Source organism: Pseudokineococcus lusitanus, assembly GCF_003751265.1.
In the GTDB taxonomy this organism is placed as follows: Bacteria; Actinomycetota; Actinomycetes; order Actinomycetales; family Quadrisphaeraceae; genus Pseudokineococcus; species Pseudokineococcus lusitanus.
Map to the genome: position 1 here is coordinate 439,069 of NZ_RJKN01000002.1, position 23,052 is coordinate 462,120.

Below are 23,052 nucleotides of genomic sequence, written 5' to 3' on the forward strand. Positions count from 1 at the left end.
CGTCGGCGGGTCAGCGGCGGGCGGCCACGGGGCGGCCGGCGGCCACCCGGTCGTAGAGCTCCTCGAGCCGGGCGGTCTGGCGGGCGAGGTCGAAGTCGCGCTCGACCATGCGGCGCCCCGCCAGCCCCATCTCCTGCGCGGGGGCGCCGTCGGCCATGACGGCGCCGAGCGCGCGGGACAGCGCCGGGACGTCGCCCTCGGGCACGAGGTGGCCGGTGACGCCGTCCTCGACGGCCTCCGGGACGCCGCCGTGCCGGTAGGAGACGACGGGCAGCCCGGCCGCCGCGGCCTCGAGGAAGACGGTGCCGAGGCCCTCGGCGTCGCCGGCCGCGCTGCTGCGCGAGGGCCCGCAGAAGACGCCGCCGCCGCGGTACGTCGCCGCGAGCTGGGCGGGCGTGAGGTGGCCGCGGAACTCGACGGTGAGGCCGAGCTCGGCCGCGCGGCGCTCGAGGTCCTCGCGGAGCGGACCGTCGCCGCAGATCTCCACGGGCGTGCCGCGCAGGTCGCCGGGCAGCGCCGCGACCGCCTCGAGGAGGTCGGCGACGCCCTTCTTCTCCACGAGGCGGCCGACGAAGAGCACCCGCCGCACCGGCGGGGCGGGCGGCGCCGCCGGGCCCGGGTCGATCCCGGTGGGCAGCCGCACGAGCCGGTCGGCGTGGGCCCCCAGGGCCAGCACCTGCTCGCGGACGAAGTCCGACACGACGACGACGGCCGCCGCCTGGTCGAAGAGCCGGCGCAGCCCCGCCCGGTAGGCCGGGCCGGTCCGCGGGTGCCGCGGCAGCTGCGTGACGTCGTAGCCGTGGAGCGTGACGACGAGCGGCCGCCGGGCCCGCGCGGCCGCGGGCGCGACGAGCTGGGCGTCCCGGCCGAAGTGGGCGTGCACGACCCGGACGTCGGGACGGCGCAGCAGGGCGTCGAGGCGCCGGCTGCGGCCGCTGCGCCGGACCCATCGCCGGTAGGGCGCCGCCCAGCGGGCCGACGGCGAGAGCACCAGCTCGGGCCGCACGTCGAGGACGCTGGGCGTCCGGTAGAGCCCGGCGACGACGGGATGCCACCGCCGCATCGCCCCCACCTGCCCGGCGACGAACGTCTCCGACGCCGGCAGGACGTCGTCCCGCCACACGACGACCGACCCGGCCGACCCGTCCTGCTGCTGCACCGCTCCACCCCCGTGGTGCCGGCACGCCGTCGCGCCGACCGGTGGTCGACCCTAGGGCGCGGCGGCACGCCCGCGGGCGGCGTCGGGTCGACGTCGCCCGGCGGGGAGCCGCCGCCGTCCGACCGGGGAGCGCTGTGCACGGTCGCGCGGCGTCCGGGGAACGCCCGGCACGGCTGGAGGTCTCTCGGCCGGACCGCACGCTCCCCAGTCGACGCTCCACCGGACCGCACGCTCCCCGGACGCCGCCGACGCCCCACGGCGAGGCTCACCAGCCCGCCGAGACCGATTGGGGAACGCCCTGCACGGCCGCAGGGCCCTCAGCCGGACCGCACGCTCCCCAATCGACGCTCCACCGGACCGCACGCTCCCCGGACGCCGCCGACGCCCCACGGCGAGGCGCCCCAGCCCGCCGGGACCGACGGGGGAACGCCGTGACCGGCCGAAGGGCGACCGGGGAACGCCCTGCACGGCCGCAGGGCCCTCAGCCGGACCGCACGCTCCCCGGTCGCCGCCCGTCACCCGAGGTAGAGGCAGAAGGGGTGGCCCGCCGGGTCCAGCACCACGCGGACGTCCTCCTGCGGCTGGTGCTCGGGCAGCCGGCCCCCGAGCGCGACGGCGCGGTCCGCCGCGGCCGCGAGGGCCGCGGCCGGCGTCGTCCCGTCCGGGACCGCCACCTCGACGTCGAGGTGCAGCTGCATCTGCTGGTCGCCCGGCCCCTGCGGCCAGACGGGCGGGACGTGGTCGGGCTCCCGCTGGAACGACAGCCCGGCACCGCCGTCCGGCGCCCTGAGCGTCACCCAGTCCGGCTCGTCCGTGCCGGGCGTCAGCCCCAGCAGCTCGCGGTAGTACGCCGCGAGCGCACGGGGGTCCGGGGCACCGAGGACGGTGGCGTTGAGGCGGAGAGGTGCGTCCATCCCCCGAGCCTGGCCGACCGGCGCCGCGGGCGGGGGCGCCGGTCAGCCCGGGGCGGGACCGGCCCCGGCGAGGGCGCCGTGGCCCGAGGCGCTGTGCGCGTCCGCCCGCGCCCGCAGGTGCTCCGGCACGTGCCGGAGCACCTCGGCCATCGCCCGACCGCCGCCGCGCCAGTCGCCGCCGTCCAGCGGCACGGTCGCCGTCGTCCCGACGAGGACGTGCGTGAAGCCCTCGCTGTCGTCCTCCAGCAGGCCGAGGACGTCCTCCCACCGCACGGTGGCGCGGTGGTCGGGGCCGGTCGTGAGCGTCACGCCCTCCTCGCCGACGACGAGCCGCGCGCGCCGCGGCACGCCCTTCCACCACCGCGGCAGGTAGGTCCGCCCGGTCACGGTGGTCGGGGACGACGTCGGCCACACCGAGAGGTCGGCGACGCGCTCTTCCGCGTCCGTCTCCTCCGGGACGACGACGAGCGCGGACCGCTCCACCGCGCGGAAGACGTCGCGGACGTCCTCCGGGCGCACGGACCGCGCCTCCTCGTCGATGTCGGCCGTCTCCTCGCCCGCCCACCCCAGCACCCGGCACTCCGCCCGCCACCGGGCGTAGCCCCGGAGCCGCTCGGGGTCGGGCTGCTCGCCGGGGTCCTCGCAGAAGATCTCGACCTCCTCGGCCAGCTCGGCCGCCGAGGGGCCGCGCTGGGCCAGGTCGCGGAGGACCGACCTCACCACGTCCACGACCTGCCCCTCACGTCCCTCCGGCGGCGCGGCCGTCACGAGCAGGTGCCGCTCCCCGTCCGACAGGCGGAGGAGGTCCACGTCGACGTCGTAGACGAGGCCTCTGCGGGTCCTCAGCTCCGTCACGAGACGCTCCTCGAGCAGGTTCGCCCCCATCGACGTGGCGACGGCGTGCGGCACGACGGCGGTCACGGCGACCGGTACGTCCGGCAGCGACAGGCGGGCCGGGAGCGGCGCACCCACCGGCAGCTCGCCACGGTCGACCGACGGCGGTCGGCCCGGCGGCAGGGGCAGGGCGAGGTGCCCCGGCACCGGCCCGGACAGCCAGACGCAGGCGTTGCCGGCGACCGCCCAGCGCGCCGCCCACTCCCTGACGGCGGACGCGTCCAGGGTCGCCGTCGCGGGCTCGACCAGGGCCGCCAGCCCCGCCCGACGCCGGCCGAAGCGCTCCGCCAGGAGGGTGGCGCCGAGATCCGGTCCGCCGTCCTCCCGCTCCTCGGCGGCGAGGACGTCGAGCTCCAGGGCGAGGTGGTCGGTCGGCGGGTCGGCCAGGAGCTCGCAGACCCGGCGCAAGAAGGTGACGACCACGTCCGGGGAGCCGCTGACGTGGAACTCGGTCGACAGGACGTCCACCGAGGCCCCCACCGCCGCCCTCCGGGTGTGCACCTCGCGCATGACGAGGTGCTCGAGGAGGTGGGTCACGCCCCGCCGGAGGTAGGGCTCGTCACGCCAGCCGACCCCGAGGACGAGACCCGCCGACAGCTCCCCCGGCGCCTCCACCGAGACGACGGGCACGCCGTCGACCTCGGTCCAGCGGGTCCGGCGGCCGGTCGTCCGGCCGACGGTGGTCGCGTCGTGGCCCGCGGAGGAGGTCGAGGTGGTCACCCCGGCATGCTCACCGCCGGGCACGCGCCGGCGCACGCCCTTTCCGGCGACGTCACCGGTCCGGGCGTCACCCGGCGGTCGCGGCGGGGCTCAGGCCGACGTCGTCCGCACGTCCCGCCACGAGTGCTCGGGCTCGTAGCCGAGGAGCTCGCGGGCGGTGTCGATGGACAGCAGCGTCTCGTGCTCGCCGAGGTCCTTGCGCACCTCGACACCCGGGAAGACCTCCGCGAGGAGGCTCGCGCTGGAGCGGCTCATCACCGTGTCGGCCGCCGCGATGATCGCGACGTGCGCGCCGGGGCGGTCGAGCTCGAGGCCCTTCCGGACGGCCTGGGCGCCGTCGCGGGCGTCGATGTAGCCCCACAGGTTCCACTTGCGCAGCATCGGGTCGGCGTCGAAGGACGGGAAGCGCGCGTAGTCCTGCGGCTCCATGACGTTGGAGAAGCGCAGCCCCACCATCGTCAGCTGCGGGTCCCACCGGCACAGGTGGTGCGCCATCTCCTCCTCGAGCGTCTTGACGAGCGAGTAGGTGGAGCCGGGGCGCGCGCGGTAGCGCTCGTCGACGGGCGCGTACGGCGGCGCCTCGTCGAAGGGCAGGCCGAGCACGGTCTCGCTCGAGGCCCAGACGACGTGCCGGACGCCGGCGGCGCGCGCGGCCGTCTGGACGTTCCACGCGGCGGTCATGTTGTTCGTGAAGGTCGCCGAGTTCGGCACGATCCCGGGCGCCGGCACCGCGGCGAGGTGGGCGACGGCGTCGACCGGGCCCTCGCGCTCGTCGGTGCGCCCCGCGATCACCTCGACGACCTGCGCCTGGTCGGTGAGGTCGACGACCAGGAGGTCCTCGGGCGCGTGCGGCGTCCGCTCGCGGTCCACCGGCAGGACGTCCCAGCCGTGCTCACGGAGGTCCGCGACGACGGCCCGGCCGAGCTTGCCGGCGGCGCCGGTGACGACGACGCGACGGGCACGGCCGGAGGGGGTGTCAACGCTCACAGCGAGGACCGTGGCAGCAGTCGGTCCCGGCCGCACCCCGGCGCGGGGACGGCAGCCGCCGGCTCACCCGGTCGCCGTCGTCGTCGGTGCCCCCGCCCCCTGCGCGGGAGCACCGACGACGGGCGGGCTCAGCGGACGGTGACGGCCGCGTAGGCGTCGACGAGGCCCTCGCCGAAGTAGGCGTTGTCCTCGGCGCCGCCGGTGCAGGGCTTGGTGGCGGGCGCCGTCGCCGGGCAGGGCACGTCGGTGGCCTGCTCCTCGAGCAGCGCGGTCAGCTCGGCCGGCGTCGCGTCCGGGTGCGTCGTCGCGAGCAGCGCCAGCACCCCGGCGACGTGCGGCGAGGCCATCGACGTGCCGGAGATGGAGGCGTAGCCGGACGGCGAGACGGAGAGCGGGAAGGTCGAGACGACGGAGCTGCCCGGGGCCGCGACGTCGACGACGCCCTCGCCGTAGTTGGAGAAGGACGACAGCGCCCCGGCCGACGTCGTCGACGAGACGGTGACGACGCCCGGCAGCTCGGTCGGGAGGTCGAGGCAGCCGATGACGGGCCGCTGGACGGGCGTGCTGTCGTTGGGGCTCGAGCCGCTCGTCGTCTTGTGCGCGAGGTCGTACGAGGAGTTGCCCGCGGCCGCGGCGCTGACGACGCCCTGCTCCTGGCTGTACGCGACGGCCTTGGCGACGGCCTCCCGGGCGGCGGCCTGGCTCGCCTGGTCGGCGCACCAGAACTCCCACGGGTCGACGTAGTAGCTGTTGTTCGTCACCTCGAAGCCCTCCTCCGCGGCGTGCATGAAGCCGCAGATGGCCGACTCGGGGTAGATGAAGCCCTCGTCGCTGACGACCTTGACGGCCGCGAGCGTGACGCCCGGCGCGACGCCGACGATGCCGACGCCGTTGTCCGCGGCGCCGATCGTGCCCGCGACGTGGGTGCCGTGGTAGCTCCCCGCCGTCGGCAGGTACGCGCCCGCGCTGCCGTCGAAGCGGCCGCCGCCGGTGCAGTCGCCGGAGAGGCTGCGGTCCACCCGGCCGGCGAGGTCGGGGTGGCTGTCGTCGATGCCGTCGTCGAGGACGCCGACCACGACGTCCGGGCTGCCCGGCTCGACGGCGTTGGCGCGGTCGGCGCCGATGGCGGCCATGTCGTACTGCACGGCCTCGCCCGGGTCGGGCACGTTGACCTGCGCCGCCTCGACGGCGGTGCGGCCGCCGAGCCCGCGCAGGTCCGTCCGCTCGCGGCCGGCCACGGGGCCGCGGTCGCGGCCGGGCAGGCCCTCGACGACGGGGGTCGTCCGTGTCGGGCCGACGGAGTCGACGACCCGGGCGTACGGGCTGGCGAGGACCCGCGCGGGGAAGTCGGCGGCGGTCGAGCGGGCCACGACGACCCCGATCTCGGGGTAGTCGACGACGACGCTGCCGCCGGCGCGCGCGACGGCGAGGCGGGCGCGGGCGACGTCGGCGACGCTCGCGTCCGTGTTGACGACGTAGCTCATGAGGCCGGGGGCCGGCGTCGTGCGGGTGAGCGGCTGGGCGACGGCCGGGCCGGCCACCGCCGTCGCCGCGGCCGCCCCCGCGAGGGCGAGGGCGGCGGCAGCAGCGAGGGCGCGGGACGTGCGGCGGGAGGGTGAGGTCACCGGCGGACCGTACGCCCGGGCAACGACAAAGGGAACGGGTCCGGACAGGTCGGCGTCGCGCCGGTGGCCCGCCCGGCGTCAGGGGCGGTCGAGCTCCCCCACGAGGCGGCCGGCGAGGCCCGTGTACGTCGCCGGCGTGAGGGCGGCGAGGCGGGCGGCGACGTCGTCGGGCAGGCCGAGACCGGCGACGAACTCCTGCATCGCGGCGCCGTCGACGCGGCGGCCCCGGGTCAGCTCCTTGACCCGCTCGTACGGCTCGTCCATGCCGGGGACGCCGGCCACGGCCTGGGCGCGCATGACCGACTGCACGGCCTCGCCGAGCACCTCCCACGTCGCGTCGAGGTCGCTGGCCATCGCGTCGGCGGCAACGTCGAGCCCCCGCAGGCCGCGGCGGACGTTGTCGACGGCGAGCAGCGAGTGGCCGACGGCCGTGCCGATGTTGCGCTGCATGGACGAGTCGGTGAGGTCGCGCTGGAGCCGCGACGTGACGAGCGTCTGCCCGAGCACGTCGAGGAGCGCGTTGGAGACCTCGAGGTTGGCCTCGGCGTTCTCGAAGCGGATCGGGTTCACCTTGTGCGGCATCGTCGACGAGCCCGTGGAGCCGTGGGCCCCGAGCTGCTGGCGGAAGTAGCCGACGGAGATGTAGCTCCACACGTCCGTGCAGAGGTTGTGCAGCACGCGGTTGAAGCGGGCGAGGTCGGCGTAGAGCTCGGCCTGCCAGTCGTGCGACTCGATCTGCGTCGTCAGCGGGTTCCACGTGAGCCCGAGGTGCTCGACGAACGCGCGGCCCTCGGCGGGCCAGTCGACGTCCGGCAGCGCGGCGACGTGGGCGCCGAAGGTGCCCGTGGCGCCGTTGAGCTTGCCGAGGTACTCGGCGCCCTCGACCCGGCGGAGCTGGCGGCGGAGCCGGTGCGCGAGGACGGCGAGCTCCTTGCCGAGCGTCGTCGGCGTCGCGGGCTGGCCGTGGGTGCGGGCGAGCATGGGCACGTCGGCGCTCTCGTGCGCCATCTGCGCGAGCTGGTCGACGAGCGCCGTCGCGGCGGGCAGCCACACCTGCGTGACCGAGCCGCGGACCATGAGCGCGTAGGCGAGGTTGTTGACGTCCTCGCTCGTGCAGCAGAAGTGGACGAGCGCCGCGGCGTCCTCCAGCGACGTGCCCTCGAGGTGGCGGGCCACGTAGTACTCGACGGCCTTGACGTCGTGGGCGGTCTCCCGCTCCAGCGCGGCCAGCTCGGCGACGGCGTCGGCGTCGAAGCGCTCGACGAGGCCGCGGAGGGCGGTCACGTCCTCCGGCGTCGGCTGCGGCGCGCCCGGGACGACGCGCGTGAGGTGCAGCAGCCACTCGACCTCGACGCGGACCCGCTCGCGGTTGAGCGCGGCCTCGGAGAGGTGCTCGACGAGGGGGGCGACGACGCCGCGGTAGCGCCCGTCGAGCGCGCCGAGCGGGATGCCCGCGTCGGCCAGCGGGGTCGGGGTGGGCTGGGCGGCGGCGGGCGCGTCGGTCACGGCCCCGATCGTCCCAGACGTCGGGCCGGCGCCGCGCCGCCGGAGCGGGCGGCGGAGGTCCGGTGGCTCAGGAGGGCAGCAGCGTCTGCCAGTAGTCCCAGAAGCGGGTGCCCACGAGGGCGACGACGACGGCGTACGACAGCAGGACGAGCGGGACCCGCAGGTCCACGACGGCCCGCACGAGACCGGACGGCGCGGGCAGCGCGCCCTGCTCGAGGGTCCGCGCCGTCGTCGTCCAGAACAGCGGCACCATGACCGCCCACACGACCATGCAGTACGGGCACAGCGCGTTGATCGAGTAGAGGCTCTGCGCGATCAACCAGCCCACGAGCACGGTGCCGGCGGTCACGCCGACCTGCAGCCCGAGCTGCACCCACCGCGCGAGCCGGCCGCCGCCGAGGAGCACCGCGCCGAGCGCGAGGAGCACCGGGAAGGCCGCCACCCCGATGAGGGGGTTGGGGAAGCCGAGGAGCGCGGCCTGCGGCGTCGCCATGACGCTGCCGCACGACAGCACCGGGTTGATGCTGCAGGAGGGGACGTACGTGGGGTCCTCCGCCAGCGCGAAGCGCTCGACGGCGAGGACGAAGGCGGCGACGAGGCCGATCGCCCCGCTGACGACGAGCCAGACGCCGAAGCGCCGGTCCCCGAGGACGGGCTCCGGCGCGAGGTCGCCGTCGTCCCAGGTGTCGTCGACCGGCTCGTCGGCACCGGCGGGGAGGGCGTCGCCGCCCCGGGACGAGCGGTCGGTGAGGGCCATACCACGAGGGTAGGTCGCCGACCCTGGGCCGCCGCTGGGAACGACCTGGCCGGACGCCCCGGGCCACCCGTCCGGAGCATCCGGACGGGTGACCCCCGACGGACCTGCACAGGTCGGCCGCCGCCAGCGTCGCCGCAGGTCAGCGGCCTGCCATCCCCGCCGGGCGGCGGTTGTACAGGTCCGCCCGCGGGCTCAGCCCTCGCGGACGGCGTCCGCCGGGCGACGCTCGCGCAGCGCCCGGGCCACGAGCACCGCGGCGGCGAGGACGACGACGCCGCCGATGGCCGCGGTGACGTCGACGCCCGCGGCGAAGGCGTCGCGCGCCGAGGCGAGCAGCGCGTCGCCGTCCGCCCCGCCGAGGGCGCCGGCGGCCTCGACCGCGCCGCCGAGCGTCTGGGTCGAGGCGTCCACGGCCTCGGCCGAGGCCGTGGCCGGGACGAGGAGGTGCGAGCGGTAGACGGCGCCGAGCACGCTGCCGAGGACCGCGGTGCCGAGGACGGCGCCCAGCTCGTAGGCCGTCTCGGAGACCGCGGACGCGGCACCGGTCCGCCCGGCGGGCGCCGCGGTGAGGATGGCGTCGTTCGTCAGCGTCTCCGCGAGTCCGACGCCCGCACCGACGAGGACCGACGCCGCGACGAGCAGCGCCGCCTCGGGGCCGCCGCCGAGCTGGGTGGCGACGGCGTAGCCGAGCGCCGACGTCGCGAGCCCCGTGGGGACGAGGACCCGCAGCGACCACCGCTTCGCCAGCTGCACCGCGAGCAGCCCCGTGACGACGGTCGCGACCATGGCCGGGACGAGGTGCGCCGCGGCGACGAGCGGCGACAGCCCGACGACGAGCTGCAGGTACTGCGCGGTGAAGAAGAGCAGCCCGGCGAAGGCGAAGATGCTCATGAGGTTCGCCGCGACGGAGGCGCTGAAGACCGGGAGCCGGAAGAGGCCCAGGTCGAGCAGCGGGTCGGCGAGGGTCAGCTGGCGGCGGACGAAGAGCACGAGGCTCACCGTCCCGAGCACCGCGGCGGCGAGCGCCGTCGTCCACGGCGCCGACCCGACGGCGGCCTTCACGGCGTACACGAGCGGCACCATCGTCAGCAGGGACAGCAGCACCGAGGGGAGGTCGAGCGGCCCCGGCGAGGCCTCCTTCGACTCCGGCAGCACGCGGCGGCCGACGACGACGAGCAGCGCGATGACCGGCACCGAGGACAGGAAGACCGAGCCCCACCAGAAGTGCTCGAGGAGCACCCCGCCGACGACCGGGCCGACCGCGGCGCCCGCCGAGAAGCCCGTCGCCCAGATGGCGACCGCGAGGCGGCGCTGGCCGCCGTCGGGGAAGACGGTCCGCAGGAGCGCCAGCGTGGAGGGCATGAGCATCGCGCCGAAGAAGCCGAGCCCCGCCCGGGCGCCGACGAGCGCGCCGGCGCTCGGCGCGTACGCGGCCACGACGGAGAGCACGCCGAAGCCCGTGGCCCCGACCATGAGCAGCCGACGACGTCCGACGCGGTCGCCGAGCGAGCCCATCGCGACGAGGAGGCCCGCCAGGACGAGCGGGTAGATGTCGACGATCCACAGCAGCTGGGACGCCGTCGGCGCGAGCGAGGTGCTGATGGTCGGCAGGGCGAAGGACAGGATCGTGCCGTCCGCCGCGACGAGGACGGTGGGCAGCACCAGCGCCACGAGCGCGACCCACTGGCCCGGCCTGATGCGCGGGGGCGCCGGCGGGCGCTCGCGCAGGGCGGGGGCGGTCACGGCGGCGGTCATGGTGTCCTCCTCGGACGTCGGGGCGCCCTCGGCGCACGGTGCTCGACGACGGCCCTGCTGGACCGTCCGGTCGGTGAACTGTACCGGCTGGACGGTCTATTCCTCGCCGCTGGCTACGCTGCCCGGATGACGGCACGCGACCGCGTCCTGGACGCCTACGAGACGTTGCTCGTCGACACCGGGCCCGCGGCGGCCACGCTCGACGCGGTGTCGTCGGCGGCCGGGGTCTCCAAGGGCGGTCTCCTGTACCACTTCCCCAGCAAGGAGGCGCTGGTCACGGGCCTGCTGGAGCGGCTGCGCGTGCGGGCCCAGGCGGACGCCGAGTCCATGCGCACGGCCCCCGAGGGGGCGACGGACGTGTGGCTGCGGACGTCCGCGCCGCCCATCGAGGCGACGAGCGGCCTGTCGCGCACCTACGTCGCGGCCCTGCGCATCGCCGGCGGCGACGAGGCCGCCGACCTGGCCCGCGCCGTCTTCGCCGAGATCGACGACGCCTGGTACGCCGCGCTGCTCGACGAGCTGGGCGACCCCGCCCGCGCCCGCCTCGTCCAGCTCGTCGGGGACGGGCTCTACCTGGCCGCCCTCACGGGCGCGGAGCAGGTCGGCCCCGTGCCCGTCGACGACCTGCTGGCGGCCCTGCGCCCCTGAGGCGCCGCCCGACCTTCGTCGGTCGCCCGCTCCGGGTGTCGCAGGTCGGCGACCCGGCGCCCCGGCGGGTGGCGACCGACGCCTGCCGCCCGGCGGCCCACCGCCCTAGCCTCCCGGCATGGCTGACGCGCGCGGACCCGCCCCGGACGTCGAGCACGAGCTGACGCTGCCGGAGGAGCTCGTCCTGCTCGCGTACGACGACGAGAAGGGCCACACCTGGAACGGCTCCCTCGACACGGGCCTGGGCGGGGCGGTGATGCTCGACCTGTCGCTGCGCGGGCGGGTCGAGGTGCGCGAGAAGGACCTCGTCGTCGTCGACCCGGCACCGACGGGAGAGCCGGTCCTCGACGCGGCGCTGGCCGAGGTCGCCGGGGCCCGCCGCCCGAAGCCCCCGAAGAGCTGGCTCGGCGGACTGGGCCGCGCCGCGCGGCCGGCGACGCTCGACCGGCTCGTCGAGCGCGGCGTCCTCGCCCGGGACGAGCGGAAGGCCCTCGGCCTCTTCTCGTACACCCGCTACCCGGAGGCCGACGGCGGGCCCGAGCAGCGGGTGCGGCAGCGGCTCCACGACGCCGTCGTCGTCGGCACGACCCCCGACGCCCGGACGGCGGCCCTCGCGTCGCTCGTCAAGGCCCTCGGGATGCGGCGGGAGGTCTTCCCCGACGCGGACCGCCGTGCCACCGACCGCCGCCTCGCCGAGCTGGCGGAGGGGGCGTGGGCCTCGGACGCCGTGAAGAAGGCGGTCGACGAGATGGCGCTCGTCGTCATGATGGTGACGACGTCGGCCGTCGCGACGGGCGCCGCGTCGAGCTGACCGTGAGGACCGGCCCCGTCAGAACGCGTAGCGGACGGTGAGCCAGGGCGTCCGCTCGGCCATGAGGTCGAGCAGCCGCTGCAGCCACACCTTCTTCCACCGGGCGCGGTAGCGGACGTTCTCCATGCCGTTCTGGGAGCGCTTGGTCTCCTGGATGTCCGGACGCCAGATGGCCTCCTCGCCCTTGGGGTGCCACCCGAGGTTGACCTCGTGGAGCCCGGCGTTGTGGGTGAGGAGGATGACCTCCGCAGCCGCCTGGGCCTTGGCGGCCGGCGAGAGGACGTCGTCGAGCTCGTCGAGGAGCTCGGCCCACTCCTCGAGCCAGCCCTCGTGGACGACGACGGGCGACAGGTTGAGGTGCACCTCGTAGCCGGCGGCGACGAAGTCGTCGACGGCGGCGACCCGCTGGGCGACCGGGGTCGTGCGGACGTCGAGCAGCCGCGCCATCCGGTGCGGCATGACGGAGAAGCGCACCCGGGTACGGCCCTGCGGGTCGTAGTCGAGGAGGTCGCGGTTGACCTGCTTGGTGGCGAAGGACGCCTTGGCCGTCGGGAGGTCGCGGAAGGCGGTGACGAGGTCGCGCACGTTGTCGCTGACGACGGCGTCGACCGACGCGTCGCTGTTCTCGCCGATGTCGTAGACCCACGCGTGCGGGTCGCACTGGTCCGGCCCCGGCTTGGGCCCCTGCCGCGCGACGTGCCGCTGCAGGTACCCGACGACCTGGTCGATGTTGGCGTAGACGGTGATGGGGTTGGCGTACCCCTTGTGCCGCGGCACGTAGCAGTACGCGCAGGCCATGGCGCAGCCGTTGGCCGTCGACGGCGCGATCCAGTTGGCGGACCGCTCGTTGCGCCGCGCGGTCAGCGTCTTGCGGACGCCGAGGGCGAGCACCTCCGTCTTGACGCGCACCCACCGGTCGACGCTCGCGGCGTCGTCGTGCAGGCCCTGGACGCGCTGCGCGGACGGCACCTCGACGACCTCGGCGCGCGGCCACCGCTCGACGACCTGCCGCCCCCGGTCGAGGGCCAGCGCCGCCGGCTCGGCGTAGATGGTGCGGACGTCGAGCAGCTCGCCCGGCGCCCGGGTGGGCGCGGGGCGGGCCGCCGTGCCGTCGGACGCCGAGGTGCTCACGCCCCCATGCTCGCCCGGGCCACCGACAGCCGCCCGCCCCCCTCCCGGTGCTCGTGCGCTTCCACCGCCCTCGGGGCGGCCTCAGGAGGTGGAAGTGCACGAAGACCGGCGTGGGGGCGCCGAAGGGGATCGGGGTCAGCGGGCGACGCGGCGGCGGCCACGGGAGCGGCGGCCGAGGAGGGCGTGGTCGACGCTGGCCCGGCCGGGGCCCGCCGCGGCGAGCGCGAGCGACACCGCCGCGATGACCCCGACGAGCTCCCACCCGCCGTCGGTGACGAAGACGCCGTTCTCCGCGTGGACGAGCCAGGCGGCCAGCGCCATGTCGACGACGACGAGCAGCCCGACGACGGCCGTCGCCGCGCCGAGGACGAGCAGGAGCCCGCCGACGAGCTCGAGGACGCCGACCGCCACCGCCGCGACCTGGGGGGCGGGGACGCCGAGCGAGCCCATGAAGCCCGCCGTGGCGGCGACGCCCTGGCCGGCGAGCTTGTCCCAGCCGTGGGCCACGAGGACCGCGCCGACGAGGAGGCGGGCGAGCAGCAGGGCGACGTCCTGGACGGGGGCGGGCAGCGGCACGGGGTCCTCCGGTGGGGTCGACGGGCGGGCCAGATGCATGAGCCCTCAATGACTGATAAGCCTAGCGGTGCGCGCGGCACGCCCGACGGCGCGACGGCAGCGAACTGCCGCCCCGTCCGGGCCCGGCGACGCAGGGCGCCGACCGTCGGCGCCGACGAGCGGCAGGAGCAGACGATGGCGCAGTACGACGTCCAGGACAGGTCCGCGGTCGTGACGGGCGGTGGGTCCGGCATCGGCCGGGCGGTGGCACTGGCCCTCGCGGCGAGCGGGGCCGCGGTCCTCGTGGCCGACCTCGACGAGGACGCGGCCCGCTCCGTGGCGGACGAGATCACGGCTGCCGGCGGGACGGCACGGCCCTTCGTCGTCGACGTGACCGACGCGGGGCGCGTCGCCGAGATGGTCGCCGCCGCCGGCGAGATGGGCCCTCTCAAGGTGGCCGTCAACAACGCCGGCATCGGCGGGCCGGCCGCCACGGTGGCCGACTACCCCGCCGACGCGTGGCGCCGAGTCATCGACGTGAACCTCGTGTCGGTCTTCACGTGCCTCCAGGCGGAGATCCCCGCCATGGCGGCCGTCGGCGGCGGGTCGATCATCAACATGGCGTCGGTGCTGGGCAGCGTCGGCTTCGCCGGCTCCAGCGCCTACGTGGCGGCCAAGCACGCCGTCGTGGGCCTGACGAAGTCGGCGGCGTGGGAGCACGCCGAGCAGGGCGTGCGGGTCAACGCCGTCGGCCCGGCCTTCATCGCCACGCCGCTCGTCGAGGCGACCCTCGACGAGCCCTCGCGCGCGGCGCTCGCCGCCGCCCACGCCGTCGGTCGCCTGGGCACGCCCGAGGAGGTCGCCGGGCTCGTCACCTTCCTCGCGAGCGACGACGCGGCCTTCGTGACCGGCAGCTACCACCTGGTCGACGGCGGGTACAGCGCCCGCTGACGTGCACGGCGGCACGACGACGCGTCGTCGTGCCGCCGTCCCTACCCCCGTCCCGTCAGTCGAGGACCGCGGTGGCCTCCAGCTCGACGAGGACGTCGGGCTCGAAGAGCACCGAGACGCCGACCAGCGAGGCGGGCGGCATCGGCGTCGGGAGGCCCACCTCCTCCGCGACGGCCTCGACGCCCGCCATGAAGGCGCCCATGTGCCCGGGCTCCCACCCGGCGGCGTAGAAGGTGAGCCGGACGACGTCGTCGAACGTCGCGCCGGCGGCGGCGAGGCCACGGGCGGTGGCGCGCAGCACGTGCGCGACCTGGCCGGCGAGGTCGCCCTCGGCGACGGGGCGGCCGTCGGGCGTACGGGCCACCTGGCCGGCGACGTGCACGTGGCGGCTGCCGGTGCCGACGGCGACGTGGGCGTACGGGACGGGCTGCATCATGCCCTCGGGGGCGAGGCGCTGGACGGCCACGGCGGGTCTCCTCTGACGGGGTCGGACGGACCCCGTCTTCCTACGGGCCGAGGCCCGACCACTTCCACGAGACCAGGTGTCATGACGGATACCGCGCCCGCGGCACGCGAGGACGCCCTCCACGTCGGCCGGCCGCACCGCGAGCTGCTCGACCAGGTGCTCGACCGGTGGTCGCTCGGCGTCCTCGGCGAGCTGTGCGAGCGGCCGTGCCGCTTCGCCGAGCTGCGGCGGGCCCTGCCGCCCGTGACGCAGAAGTCGTTGACGGCGACGCTGCGCCGGCTGGAGCGGAACGGCGTCGTCGAGCGCCAGGTCCTCGGCACCCGCCCCCTCGCGGTGCAGTACCGGATCACCCCGCTCGGCAAGACCCTGCGCGAGCCCGTCGACGCGCTGCTCGCGTGGGCCGACGTCCAGATGCCCCGCATCGAGGCGGCGCGCCGCGCCTACGACGACGCCCTCGACGCCTGACAGCCCCGGGGTGGCTGCACGACGACGCGGTAGAAGGCGTCCTCGTGCAGCCACCCGTCGCTCAGGCGAGGTGGGCGTCGGCCCAGAGACCCATCGCCTCGCGGAGCCAGGCGGCGAGGCCCGGCTCGACGTCGTCGTAGTAGGCGCGGAAGCGCTCGTCCTCGACGTAGGTGTCCGCCAGGCCGCGGTAGGCGGTGCGGTCCGGCGTCCAGTGCGCGGCGACGGCGGCGTGGTGCTCGGCGACGAGCGCCTGGACGGCGTCGTCCCCCGGTGCCGCACCGCCCCGCTTGGCCGCCCCCATCCGCTCGGCGAGCTCGCGGTGCTCGCGCCCGCCGCGCTCGTAGTCCTCGCGGCTCCAGCCGGCCGTGCGCTCCCGCGCCTCGGCGAACGCGGCCCGGACGCCCTCGCCGTGCCGGCCGACGAGCTCCTCCTCGTACCGGTCGCGGTCGCTCGCCAGCCCCTCGAAGAACTGCTGCTCGGTCATGTCGCCCTCTCCTTCCAGGTGGGCCGCGGTGCGACGGGCGGTCTCGGCGAGGCGGGCCAGCCGGCCCCCCTCCTCCTCGAGCCGGTCGGCGTGGGCCCGCAGGGCCGCGACCTCGTCGCGCTCCCCGTCGAGCACCTGCCCGACGACGGCGACGGGCACCCCGAGCTCCCGGAGCAGGAGGATCCGCTGCAGCCGCAGCAGGTGCTCCCGCTCGTAGAGCCGGACCCCGCCCGCCCCGGTCCCGGCGGGCACGAGCAGCCCGACGGCGTCGTAGTGCCGCAACGTGCGCGCCGTCGTCCCCGACATCCGCGCCACCTCGGCGGTCGTCCACGCCATCCCTGCTGCCCCTCCCGCTCACCACGGCACCGGCGGGCCCTTCCCCCCGGCCCGCCGGACGCTAAGGACTGACGCAGCGTCAACCGCAAGCCCGGACGACAACCCCAGCGCCCCGAGACGCCGCCCCGACGTGCCGACGGCGACCTCGACCCCGCCGCGCGGAGACGACCGTGCGCCCGCCCGACAAGGCGCACCGGTCGGACGAGCGCCGGGGTGCGGGTCGCGCGGCAGGCACGTCAGGCGAGCACCCCCAGCAGCCGTCAGGCTGCCGGGGGTGCGTAGCCAGTGCCTCGCGCGCGACCCGCACCCCGGCGCGGAGGCGACCCGCCGCACCCGACCGGAGCGGGACCGGCCTACGAGCGCAGCGGGGCCGAGGCCGCCCCCAGCACGTCCAGCACCCACGCGTTCTCGAAGGCGCGCTCCTCCCAGCCCTTGTACCGCCCCGACGGCCCCCCGTGCCCACCGTCCATCTCGGTGCGGAGGAGGACGGGCCGGTCGCCGGTGCCGAGCTCGCGGAGGCGGGCGACCCACTTGGCGGGCTCGACGTAGAGCACGCGGGTGTCGTGGAGGCTCGTCATGGCGAGGACGGCGGGGTGGTCGACGGCCGCGACGTTCTCGTAGGGCGAGTAGCCCTTCATGTACGCGTAGACCTCGGGGTCGGCGAGGGGGTTGCCCCACTCGTCCCACTCGGTGACCGTCAGCGGCAGCGACGGGTCGAGGATCGAGGTGAGGGGGTCGACGAAGGGCACCTGGGCGAGGACGCCGGCGAAGGCGTCGGGCGCGAGGTTGAGCGCGGCGCCCATGAGGAGGCCGCCGGCGGACCCGCCCATGGCGACGGTGCGCTGCGGCGTCGTCCACCCCTGCTCGACGAGGGCGCCGGCCGCGGCGACGAAGTCCGTGAAGGTGTTGACCTTCGTCAGGGTCTTGCCGTCGTCGTACCAGTGGCGCCCCAGCTCGCCGCCGCCGCGGACGTGGGCGACGGCGAAGACGACGCCGCGGTCGAGCAGCGACAGGCGGGAGATCGAGAAGGACGGGTCGATGCTCGTCTCGTAGGAGCCGTAGCCGTAGAGGACGAGCGGCGCGGGCTCGCCGGCGGCCACGGCGTCGGCGACGTCACGGCGGGCGACGACGGAGACGGGCACGCGGACCCCGTCGGGCGCGGTGGCCCAGACCCGGCGCTGGACGTAGCCCTCGGAGGCGTACCCGCCGAGGACGGGCGTCTCGCGGCGCAGGTGCTGCTCGCCGGTGGCGACGTCGAGCTCGAGCACGCGGGGCGGCGTGACGAACGACGTGCGGACGAAGCGCAGCGTGGGGCTGTCGAAGGCGCGGTCGCCGCCGGCGCCGACGGCGAAGAGCTCCTCGTCGACCTCGACCTCGACCGGGGTGCCGATGGCCTCGGCGGTCAGGGGCGCGACCGCGAGGCGGGGCAGGGCGTCGCGGCGGTAGGAGACGGCGACGAAGCGCGCGAAGGGCGAGACGTCCTCGAGGCGGCGGCCCGGCTCGTGCGGCAGCACCTCCTCCCAGCGCTCGGGGCGCGGGTCGTCGGTGTCGACGACGGACAGCGCGAAGTCCTCGGCGCCGTCGGTGTTGTGGAGGACGAGGAAGCGGTCGCGCACGGACCCGTCGGGCTGCGGCAGGACGACGTGGTCGACGTCGTACTCGACGCCCTCGCGGCGCGGGGCGACGACGCGGAGCTCGCCCTCGGGGTCGCGGGTGTCGAGGACGTGCACCTCGCTCGTCGTCTTGGCCGCCGCGGAGACGACGAGGAAGCGGCGGCTGCGGGTGCGGCCGACGCCGACCCAGAAGCGCTCGTCGTCCTCGCGGAAGAGGACGTCGTCCTCGGCGGCCGGCGTGCCGACGCGGTGGCGCCGCACCTCGTGGGGGCGCCAGGCGTCGTCGACGACCGTGTAGTGGACGACGGCGGAGTCGGCCGACCACGTCGCGCCGTAGAAGGCGCCCGGCACCTCGTCCGCGAGGTCCTCGCCCGTGGTGAGGTCGCGCACGCGCAGCGTGTAGCGCTCGTCGCCCGTGACGTCGCTCGACCAGGCGAGGCGGGCGCCGTCGGGGCTGACCGAGGCCGCGCCGAGCGAGAAGAACTCGTGGCCCTCGGCCTCGACGTTGGCGTCGATCATGACCTGCTCGCCCGGCAGCGAGCCGTCCTCGGCGGCGGCGGGCGGCGTCCACGAGTCCTCGTCGACAACGGGCGCGCGGCAGGCCAGCCCGTACTGCTGCCCCTCGACGGTCCGGCCGTAGTACCACCAGGACCCCTCGCGGGCCGGCACGGAGAGGTCGGTCTCCTGCGTCCGTCCCTTGACCTCGGCGAAGAGCGCCGCGCGGAGCTCCTCGAGGTGGGCGGTGCGGGCCCGCGTGTGCTCGTTCTCCGCCTCGAGGTGGGCGAGGACGTCCGGGTCCTCCTTGGCGCGCAGCCACTCGTACGGGTCGTCGACGACGTCGCCGTGGTGCTCGCGGCGGTGCGGCCGACGCTCGGGGCGCGGGGGCTGGGGCAGGGCGGCGTCGGGAGCGGAGGTGCTCATGCCCCGACCGTAGGCGGGGGGCCCGACGACGGGCGGGGAGGGGCGGCGGGCGCCCCGGGGGGGGACGCGTCAGGCGCCGGTGCGCAGGACGGCCCACACGTGCTTGCGGCTGCCCTCGACGTACCAGCCGCGGTCCACCGCGAGCTCGGCGACGAGCGGGAGCCCGTGCCCCCCGAGGCCCGGGGAGCGGTCGTCCTCGGGGTTCGGCGGGACGTGGACCTCGGGGTCGGCCACGTCGATGAGGCAGCGGCCGTCCTCCTGCCGGACGTCGACCTCGGCGGGCGGGCTGGCGTGGCGCAGCACGTTGGTCACGAGCTCGCTGAGCAGGAGCGCCAGGCGGTCCGGGAGCGCGATGGCCGGTCCGGCGGAGGGGTCCGGCGCCGGGGCGGGGATCTCGCGGGCCACGGCCATGAGCTCGCGGCGTGCCGTCGTGAGCTCGGTGGAGGTGGTGACGACCCAGTGCCCCACGGTCCGGCCGACGGTCGGCGGGCGCCGCGAGGGCCACGTCGTGGCGCCGCCGTCACCTGCCGCCACGTCCCACCTCTCACCCGGTCGCCGCCCCGCCCCGGGTGCGTGTGGTCCCACCGTAGGCGTGGTCCTCCCCGCCCGCGCCCCGGACCCGCCGCGGCGGCACGACCTTAGGTGCCCGGGCGACCTGAAGGGCCCCCGCCCCCGCCGGTGGTCCGGCGTGGACGGGGGCCCGTGGCTCCCGGCCGCGCGTCAGCGGTCCGTGCCGCCGCGGCGGTCGTCGCCCTCCGCGCGGTCCTGCTCGGCGCCGACGCGCAGCGCCCAGCCGCGGTCGACGTCCTTGGCCTCGGCGGCCGCCTTCTTGTCGCTCGCGCGGGTGTCGCGCGGCGGCAGCTGGACGCTCTCCTCGGCGGCGATGCCCGCCTGCAGCTCGCGGCCGCGCTCGACCTCGGCGTCCACCTCGGCGCCCAGGAGCAGGGCGATGTTGGTGATCCAAAGCCACAGGAGGAAGACGACGACCCCGGCCAGCGCGCCGTACGTGGCGTCGTAGCTGCTGAAGTTGGTCACGTAGACGGCGAAGCCCACGGACGCGACGAGCCACACGACGATGGCGACGACTGACCCGAGGCTGACCCAGCGGAACTTCGGCTGCTGCACGTTCGGCGTCGCCCAGTACAGGAGGGCGATGACGAGGACGACGACGCCGGCGAGCACCGGCCACTTGGCGATCGACCACACCGTCACGGCGGTGGAGCCCAGGCCCACGACGTCGCCGACGGCCTCGGCCACCGGGCCGGAGACGACGACGATGACGAGCGCGACGGCGAGCAGCAGCAGCGCGACGAGGGTCACGAGCAGCATGACGGGGCGCAGCTTCCACACCGGGCGCCCCTCCTCCACCTCGTAGACGCGGTTCATCGCCCGCGAGAAGGCGCCGACGTACCCGGACGCCGACCAGAGGGCACCGACGAGACCGATCACGAGGCCGAGCCCCACGGCGGTGCCGCTCTGGGAGTCGACGAAGTTGCCGACCGTGCGCGTCACCGTGTCGGTGGTGTCCTGGTCCGCCACCGCCCCGACGACCTGGCCGACGACGTCGGTCACCGCGCCGCCCTGGCCGACGAGGCCGAGGAGCGAGACGAGGGCGATGAGGGCGGGGAAGAGCGCGAGCACCGCGAAGTAGACGAGCGCCGCCGCGAGGTCGGTGCACTGGTCCTTGGAGAACTCGCGCAGGGTGCGCCGCAGGACGTACTTCAGGGTCGGCTTGTGCAGGTCCGGCGGGTCGTCCGGCTTGCGGGGGTCGTCCGGGTCCGGGGCCGTCCGGCCCTTCTGCTGCGTCTGCTGGTGGTCGGCCATGGTCGAGCTCGCTCCCGCTGGTGCTGCAGCCCCGTGCGCCGTCGTCTGGACGCCGTGCCGCGCCCCCACCGTGGCGCTCCCCCGCGGCGGGCGCGACCGGGGCGGCCGCTGGGCCGGACGGCTCGTCGCTCCCCCGACCGCCGCGCCCGGCGCTCAAGGCGGGACGCCGTCGCGCCGATCCCCTGCCCGTGAGCGCCCCCTCCTCCACCACCGCCGGCCGCGGACGACGCCTCGCGGCGGGGCTGCACGCCGCCCTCCGGCCGGCCGCCGGCACGCCGCCGGTGGCGGTCGTCGGGCAGCGCCGTCGGCGCCGGCGCGTCCAGGGCCTGCTCACCGGGCTGCTCGTGGCGCACGTCGCCCTGCTCGACGTCGTCATGTCGCTCGGCGACGCCCCGGGCACGCCGGCGCTCGCGGCGGCGACCGTCCTCGTCCTCGCGCTGCTCGCCGTCACGGCCGCCCCGCTGCTCCTGCCCGCCGCCCGCGTCCCTCACCGGGCGGCCACCGCCGCCGCGGCCGTCGGCCTCCTCGTCGCGGCCGTCGCCACGGGCACCGCCTGGCCCGCCCTCCCCGTGGCGGCCACGACGGCGCACGTCCTCCTCCTCGTGGTCGTCGTCGTCGCCGTCGCTGCCGTCGGGCACCCCGGGCCCGGCGCCCGCCGCCGCGGCGACGCGCCCCTCGTCGTCCACGTCGACGACGCCGAGGCCCTCCGCGACCTCCTCGTCGACCGCCTCGCCGCCCGCCCCGGCCGCCCGCTCGCGCTGCTGCGGGTCCGCCTCGAGGCCGGCGAGGGCCCGGACGGCGCCGGCACGGACCCCGACGACGTGCTCCACGCCGTCACCGCCCGCACCGCCGGGGTCCTGCGCGGGGACGACGTCGTCGTCCGCCTCCCCTGCGGCGACCTCGCCGTCCTCCTCGACGGCGGCACCGCGGACTCGGCCCGCCGGGTCGGCGAGCGCGTGCGCACCGTCCTCGTCAGCGGGGTCGTCGTCGCCGGCGCCCTCGTCGACGTCGACGCCGCCGTCGGCGCCGGACGCGCCGTGACGGCCGCCCCCGGCGAGCGCTCGGCCGCCGCGGACGCGGACCGCCTGCTCGCCCAGGTGGAGGCCGCCCTCGACGTGGCGCGCGAGACCGGCACGGGGGTCGCCGTCGTCGACCCCGACGAGCGCGAGGGCGCCCGCCTCGCCGACCTCGCCCTCCTGCGCGCCGACCTCCGCGCCGCCCTCGACGCCGACGAGGAGCCGGACGCCGCCGCGCCGTCCGTGCTCGACGTCCGCTGGACCCCCCGCTTCGACGTCCGCCGCGGGCGGTGGACGACGGCGACCGCCGAGCTCGTGTGGCACCGGCCCGACGCCGCCGGCCGGGCGCCCGCGCCCCTCGAGCTCGGCGCCGGCACCTCGCTGGCCCCCGACCTCTTCTCCCTGCTCCTCGGCCGCGCGGTGGCGGCCGCCGCCGCGTGGCGCCGCGACGGCGTCCCCGTCGTCGCCGCGGTGGCCCTGCCCGCGGGGGCGCTGGGCCGCCAGGGCCTCGTCGACCTCGTCACCGAGGCCCTGGCCGGCTCGGGCGCCGCGCCCGCCGACCTGCGCCTGCTCGTGGCCGACGCCGACGTGGCGCGCGACCCCTCCGCCGCCGCGACCGCGCTCGCCCGGCTCTCCGTCCTCGGCGTCGCGGTCGCCGTCACGGGCCTCGGCGCCAGCAGCTCGTCGGTCGCCTCCCTCGGCTCGCTGCCGGTGGACGAGGTCGTCGTCGACCCGGCGCTCGTCTGCTCCACGGCCGCCGGCCGCGAGGAGGACGCCCGGCTCGTCCGGGCCGTCGTCGGCCTGGGCCACGGCCTGGGCCTGCGGGTCGTCGCCGCGGGCGTCCACGACGAGCGCGTGCACCGCGCCGTCGTCGGCCTCGGCTGCGACGCCGTGCAGGGGGCGCACGTGGCGCCGGCGACCGGCTCGGCGGCGGACGTCACCGCCCTCGTGCGCGGCGCGTCGGGCGCCGAGCTGCTCGCCCCCGCGCGCCGTCCGCTGCTGCCCTCGCCCCGGCGCCCCGAGGGCGCCTGAGCCGGCTCCCGCGGAGGGGCGCCGCCGTCAGTCCTCGACGGCGAAGAAGTCCGACATCGCGGTGATCTCGAGCATCTGCACGACCGGCCGGGACGGGCGCACGAGCCGCACCTTCTCCTGCCGCCCCCGTGCGGCCACGGCAGCGGTGATGAGGCAGTGGAGCCCCATCGAGTCGATGAAGGTGACGTCGCCGGAGTGCACCGTGGCGACGGTCCGCAGCCGCTCGTCGAGGTCCGGGCCGGCCGTCTCGACGGCGTGGAGGTCCACCTCGCCGCGGAGGAAGAGCGTGCCCGTGCCGTCGTCGGCGGTGACGACCTCGAGCGACGGGAGCGGCCCGTCGTGCGACGCGGCGACCTCGTGCGGGGCGACCGGCGTGCCCTCGTCGGGCGCGCTGCCAGGTCGTCCGAGGTCGCTCACGCCCCCCATGGTGGCGCCTCGACGCGCTCCGGGCACACGCAGGCCCCGGCCTCGCGCCGCCGCGG

General features: G+C 76.8%; 21 protein-coding genes. 5 read left to right on the forward strand and 16 right to left on the reverse strand.

What is annotated here, in order from left to right; all coding sequences use genetic code 11:
- Positions 1 to 10: 10 nt before the first annotated feature.
- The 8 genes from EDC03_RS05240 to EDC03_RS05275 all read right to left on the reverse strand — a co-directional run bounded on the left by EDC03_RS05240 (position 11) and on the right by EDC03_RS05275 (position 10,317).
- Positions 11 to 1,159 carry a glycosyltransferase gene (locus tag EDC03_RS05240; RefSeq protein ID WP_123379129.1) on the reverse strand — a complete coding sequence of 383 codons (1,149 nt, stop codon included), beginning with the start codon at positions 1,157 to 1,159 and terminating at the stop codon, positions 11 to 13.
- Between the two features lie 515 nt (positions 1,160 to 1,674).
- Positions 1,675 to 2,073: a VOC family protein gene (locus tag EDC03_RS05245; protein ID WP_123379130.1), complete on the reverse strand. Its 399-nt coding sequence runs from the start codon at positions 2,071 to 2,073 to the stop codon at positions 1,675 to 1,677.
- 42 nt (positions 2,074 to 2,115) lie between these two features.
- On the reverse strand, positions 2,116 to 3,687 hold the full coding sequence (locus EDC03_RS05250; protein ID WP_123379131.1) for an insulinase family protein: 1,572 nt from the start codon (positions 3,685 to 3,687) through the stop codon (positions 2,116 to 2,118).
- Positions 3,688 to 3,777: 90 nt separating this feature from the next.
- Positions 3,778 to 4,674, reverse strand: a complete 897-nt coding sequence (locus EDC03_RS05255) for an NAD-dependent epimerase/dehydratase family protein (protein ID WP_123379132.1) — start codon at positions 4,672 to 4,674, stop codon at positions 3,778 to 3,780.
- Between the two features lie 128 nt (positions 4,675 to 4,802).
- Entirely contained in the window at positions 4,803 to 6,299 is a 1,497-nt protein-coding gene (locus EDC03_RS05260; protein WP_123379133.1) for a S8 family serine peptidase, read from the reverse strand.
- 78 nt (positions 6,300 to 6,377) lie between these two features.
- On the reverse strand, positions 6,378 to 7,805 hold the full coding sequence (gene purB, locus EDC03_RS05265; RefSeq protein ID WP_199719949.1) for an adenylosuccinate lyase: 1,428 nt from the start codon (positions 7,803 to 7,805) through the stop codon (positions 6,378 to 6,380).
- Between the two features lie 67 nt (positions 7,806 to 7,872).
- On the reverse strand, positions 7,873 to 8,562 hold the full coding sequence (locus tag EDC03_RS05270; RefSeq protein WP_123379134.1) for a vitamin K epoxide reductase family protein: 690 nt from the start codon (positions 8,560 to 8,562) through the stop codon (positions 7,873 to 7,875).
- Between the two features lie 192 nt (positions 8,563 to 8,754).
- Positions 8,755 to 10,317 (reverse strand): MFS transporter, encoded by a 1,563-nt coding sequence (locus EDC03_RS05275; protein WP_123379135.1) that lies wholly within the window; start codon positions 10,315 to 10,317, stop codon positions 8,755 to 8,757.
- A gap of 126 nt (positions 10,318 to 10,443) precedes the next feature.
- Here EDC03_RS05275 and EDC03_RS18385 point away from each other — a divergent pair, with 126 nt between their 5' ends.
- Complete coding sequence (locus EDC03_RS18385; protein ID WP_123379136.1) at positions 10,444 to 10,965, forward strand: TetR/AcrR family transcriptional regulator; 522 nt, start codon at positions 10,444 to 10,446, stop codon at positions 10,963 to 10,965.
- Between the two features lie 118 nt (positions 10,966 to 11,083).
- Complete coding sequence (locus tag EDC03_RS05285) at positions 11,084 to 11,776, forward strand: GOLPH3/VPS74 family protein (RefSeq protein WP_123379137.1); 693 nt, start codon at positions 11,084 to 11,086, stop codon at positions 11,774 to 11,776.
- A gap of 18 nt (positions 11,777 to 11,794) precedes the next feature.
- Here the strand turns inward: EDC03_RS05285 and EDC03_RS05290 are convergent, their stop codons facing one another.
- Positions 11,795 to 12,907, reverse strand: a complete 1,113-nt coding sequence (locus EDC03_RS05290; RefSeq protein ID WP_199719950.1) for a spore photoproduct lyase family protein — start codon at positions 12,905 to 12,907, stop codon at positions 11,795 to 11,797.
- Between the two features lie 135 nt (positions 12,908 to 13,042).
- Positions 13,043 to 13,483 (reverse strand): DoxX family protein, encoded by a 441-nt coding sequence (locus EDC03_RS05295; protein WP_199719951.1) that lies wholly within the window; start codon positions 13,481 to 13,483, stop codon positions 13,043 to 13,045.
- Positions 13,484 to 13,657: 174 nt separating this feature from the next.
- Between EDC03_RS05295 and EDC03_RS05300 the strand changes: the two genes are divergently transcribed.
- Positions 13,658 to 14,413, forward strand: a complete 756-nt coding sequence (locus EDC03_RS05300; RefSeq protein ID WP_123379139.1) for an SDR family NAD(P)-dependent oxidoreductase — start codon at positions 13,658 to 13,660, stop codon at positions 14,411 to 14,413.
- Between the two features lie 55 nt (positions 14,414 to 14,468).
- Here EDC03_RS05300 and EDC03_RS05305 read toward each other — a convergent pair whose 3' ends face one another.
- Entirely contained in the window at positions 14,469 to 14,879 is a 411-nt protein-coding gene (locus EDC03_RS05305) for a RidA family protein (RefSeq protein ID WP_241967037.1), read from the reverse strand.
- An 81-nt stretch (positions 14,880 to 14,960) separates the two neighbouring features.
- Here EDC03_RS05305 and EDC03_RS05310 point away from each other — a divergent pair, with 81 nt between their 5' ends.
- On the forward strand, positions 14,961 to 15,344 hold the full coding sequence (locus EDC03_RS05310) for a winged helix-turn-helix transcriptional regulator (protein WP_123379140.1): 384 nt from the start codon (positions 14,961 to 14,963) through the stop codon (positions 15,342 to 15,344).
- Between the two features lie 61 nt (positions 15,345 to 15,405).
- Here the strand turns inward: EDC03_RS05310 and EDC03_RS05315 are convergent, their stop codons facing one another.
- From EDC03_RS05315 to EDC03_RS05330, 4 genes are all read right to left on the reverse strand, one after another.
- Positions 15,406 to 16,164 (reverse strand): MerR family transcriptional regulator, encoded by a 759-nt coding sequence (locus EDC03_RS05315; protein ID WP_123379141.1) that lies wholly within the window; start codon positions 16,162 to 16,164, stop codon positions 15,406 to 15,408.
- Positions 16,165 to 16,517: 353 nt separating this feature from the next.
- Positions 16,518 to 18,698 carry a S9 family peptidase gene (locus EDC03_RS05320; protein WP_123379142.1) on the reverse strand — a complete coding sequence of 727 codons (2,181 nt, stop codon included), beginning with the start codon at positions 18,696 to 18,698 and terminating at the stop codon, positions 16,518 to 16,520.
- Between the two features lie 69 nt (positions 18,699 to 18,767).
- The gene (locus EDC03_RS05325) at positions 18,768 to 19,232 is read right to left on the reverse strand and encodes an ATP-binding protein (protein ID WP_123379143.1); all 465 of its coding nucleotides are present in this window, start codon (positions 19,230 to 19,232) and stop codon (positions 18,768 to 18,770) included.
- A 186-nt stretch (positions 19,233 to 19,418) separates the two neighbouring features.
- The gene (locus tag EDC03_RS05330; protein WP_123379144.1) at positions 19,419 to 20,522 is read right to left on the reverse strand and encodes a YihY/virulence factor BrkB family protein; all 1,104 of its coding nucleotides are present in this window, start codon (positions 20,520 to 20,522) and stop codon (positions 19,419 to 19,421) included.
- Between the two features lie 188 nt (positions 20,523 to 20,710).
- Between EDC03_RS05330 and EDC03_RS05335 the strand changes: the two genes are divergently transcribed.
- Positions 20,711 to 22,570 (forward strand): EAL domain-containing protein, encoded by a 1,860-nt coding sequence (locus tag EDC03_RS05335; RefSeq protein WP_123379145.1) that lies wholly within the window; start codon positions 20,711 to 20,713, stop codon positions 22,568 to 22,570.
- Between the two features lie 27 nt (positions 22,571 to 22,597).
- On the opposite strand, the gene EDC03_RS05340 is transcribed toward EDC03_RS05335, so the two are convergent.
- Positions 22,598 to 22,987, reverse strand: a complete 390-nt coding sequence (locus EDC03_RS05340) for an STAS domain-containing protein (RefSeq protein WP_158674207.1) — start codon at positions 22,985 to 22,987, stop codon at positions 22,598 to 22,600.
- Positions 22,988 to 23,052: the final 65 nt, after the last annotated feature.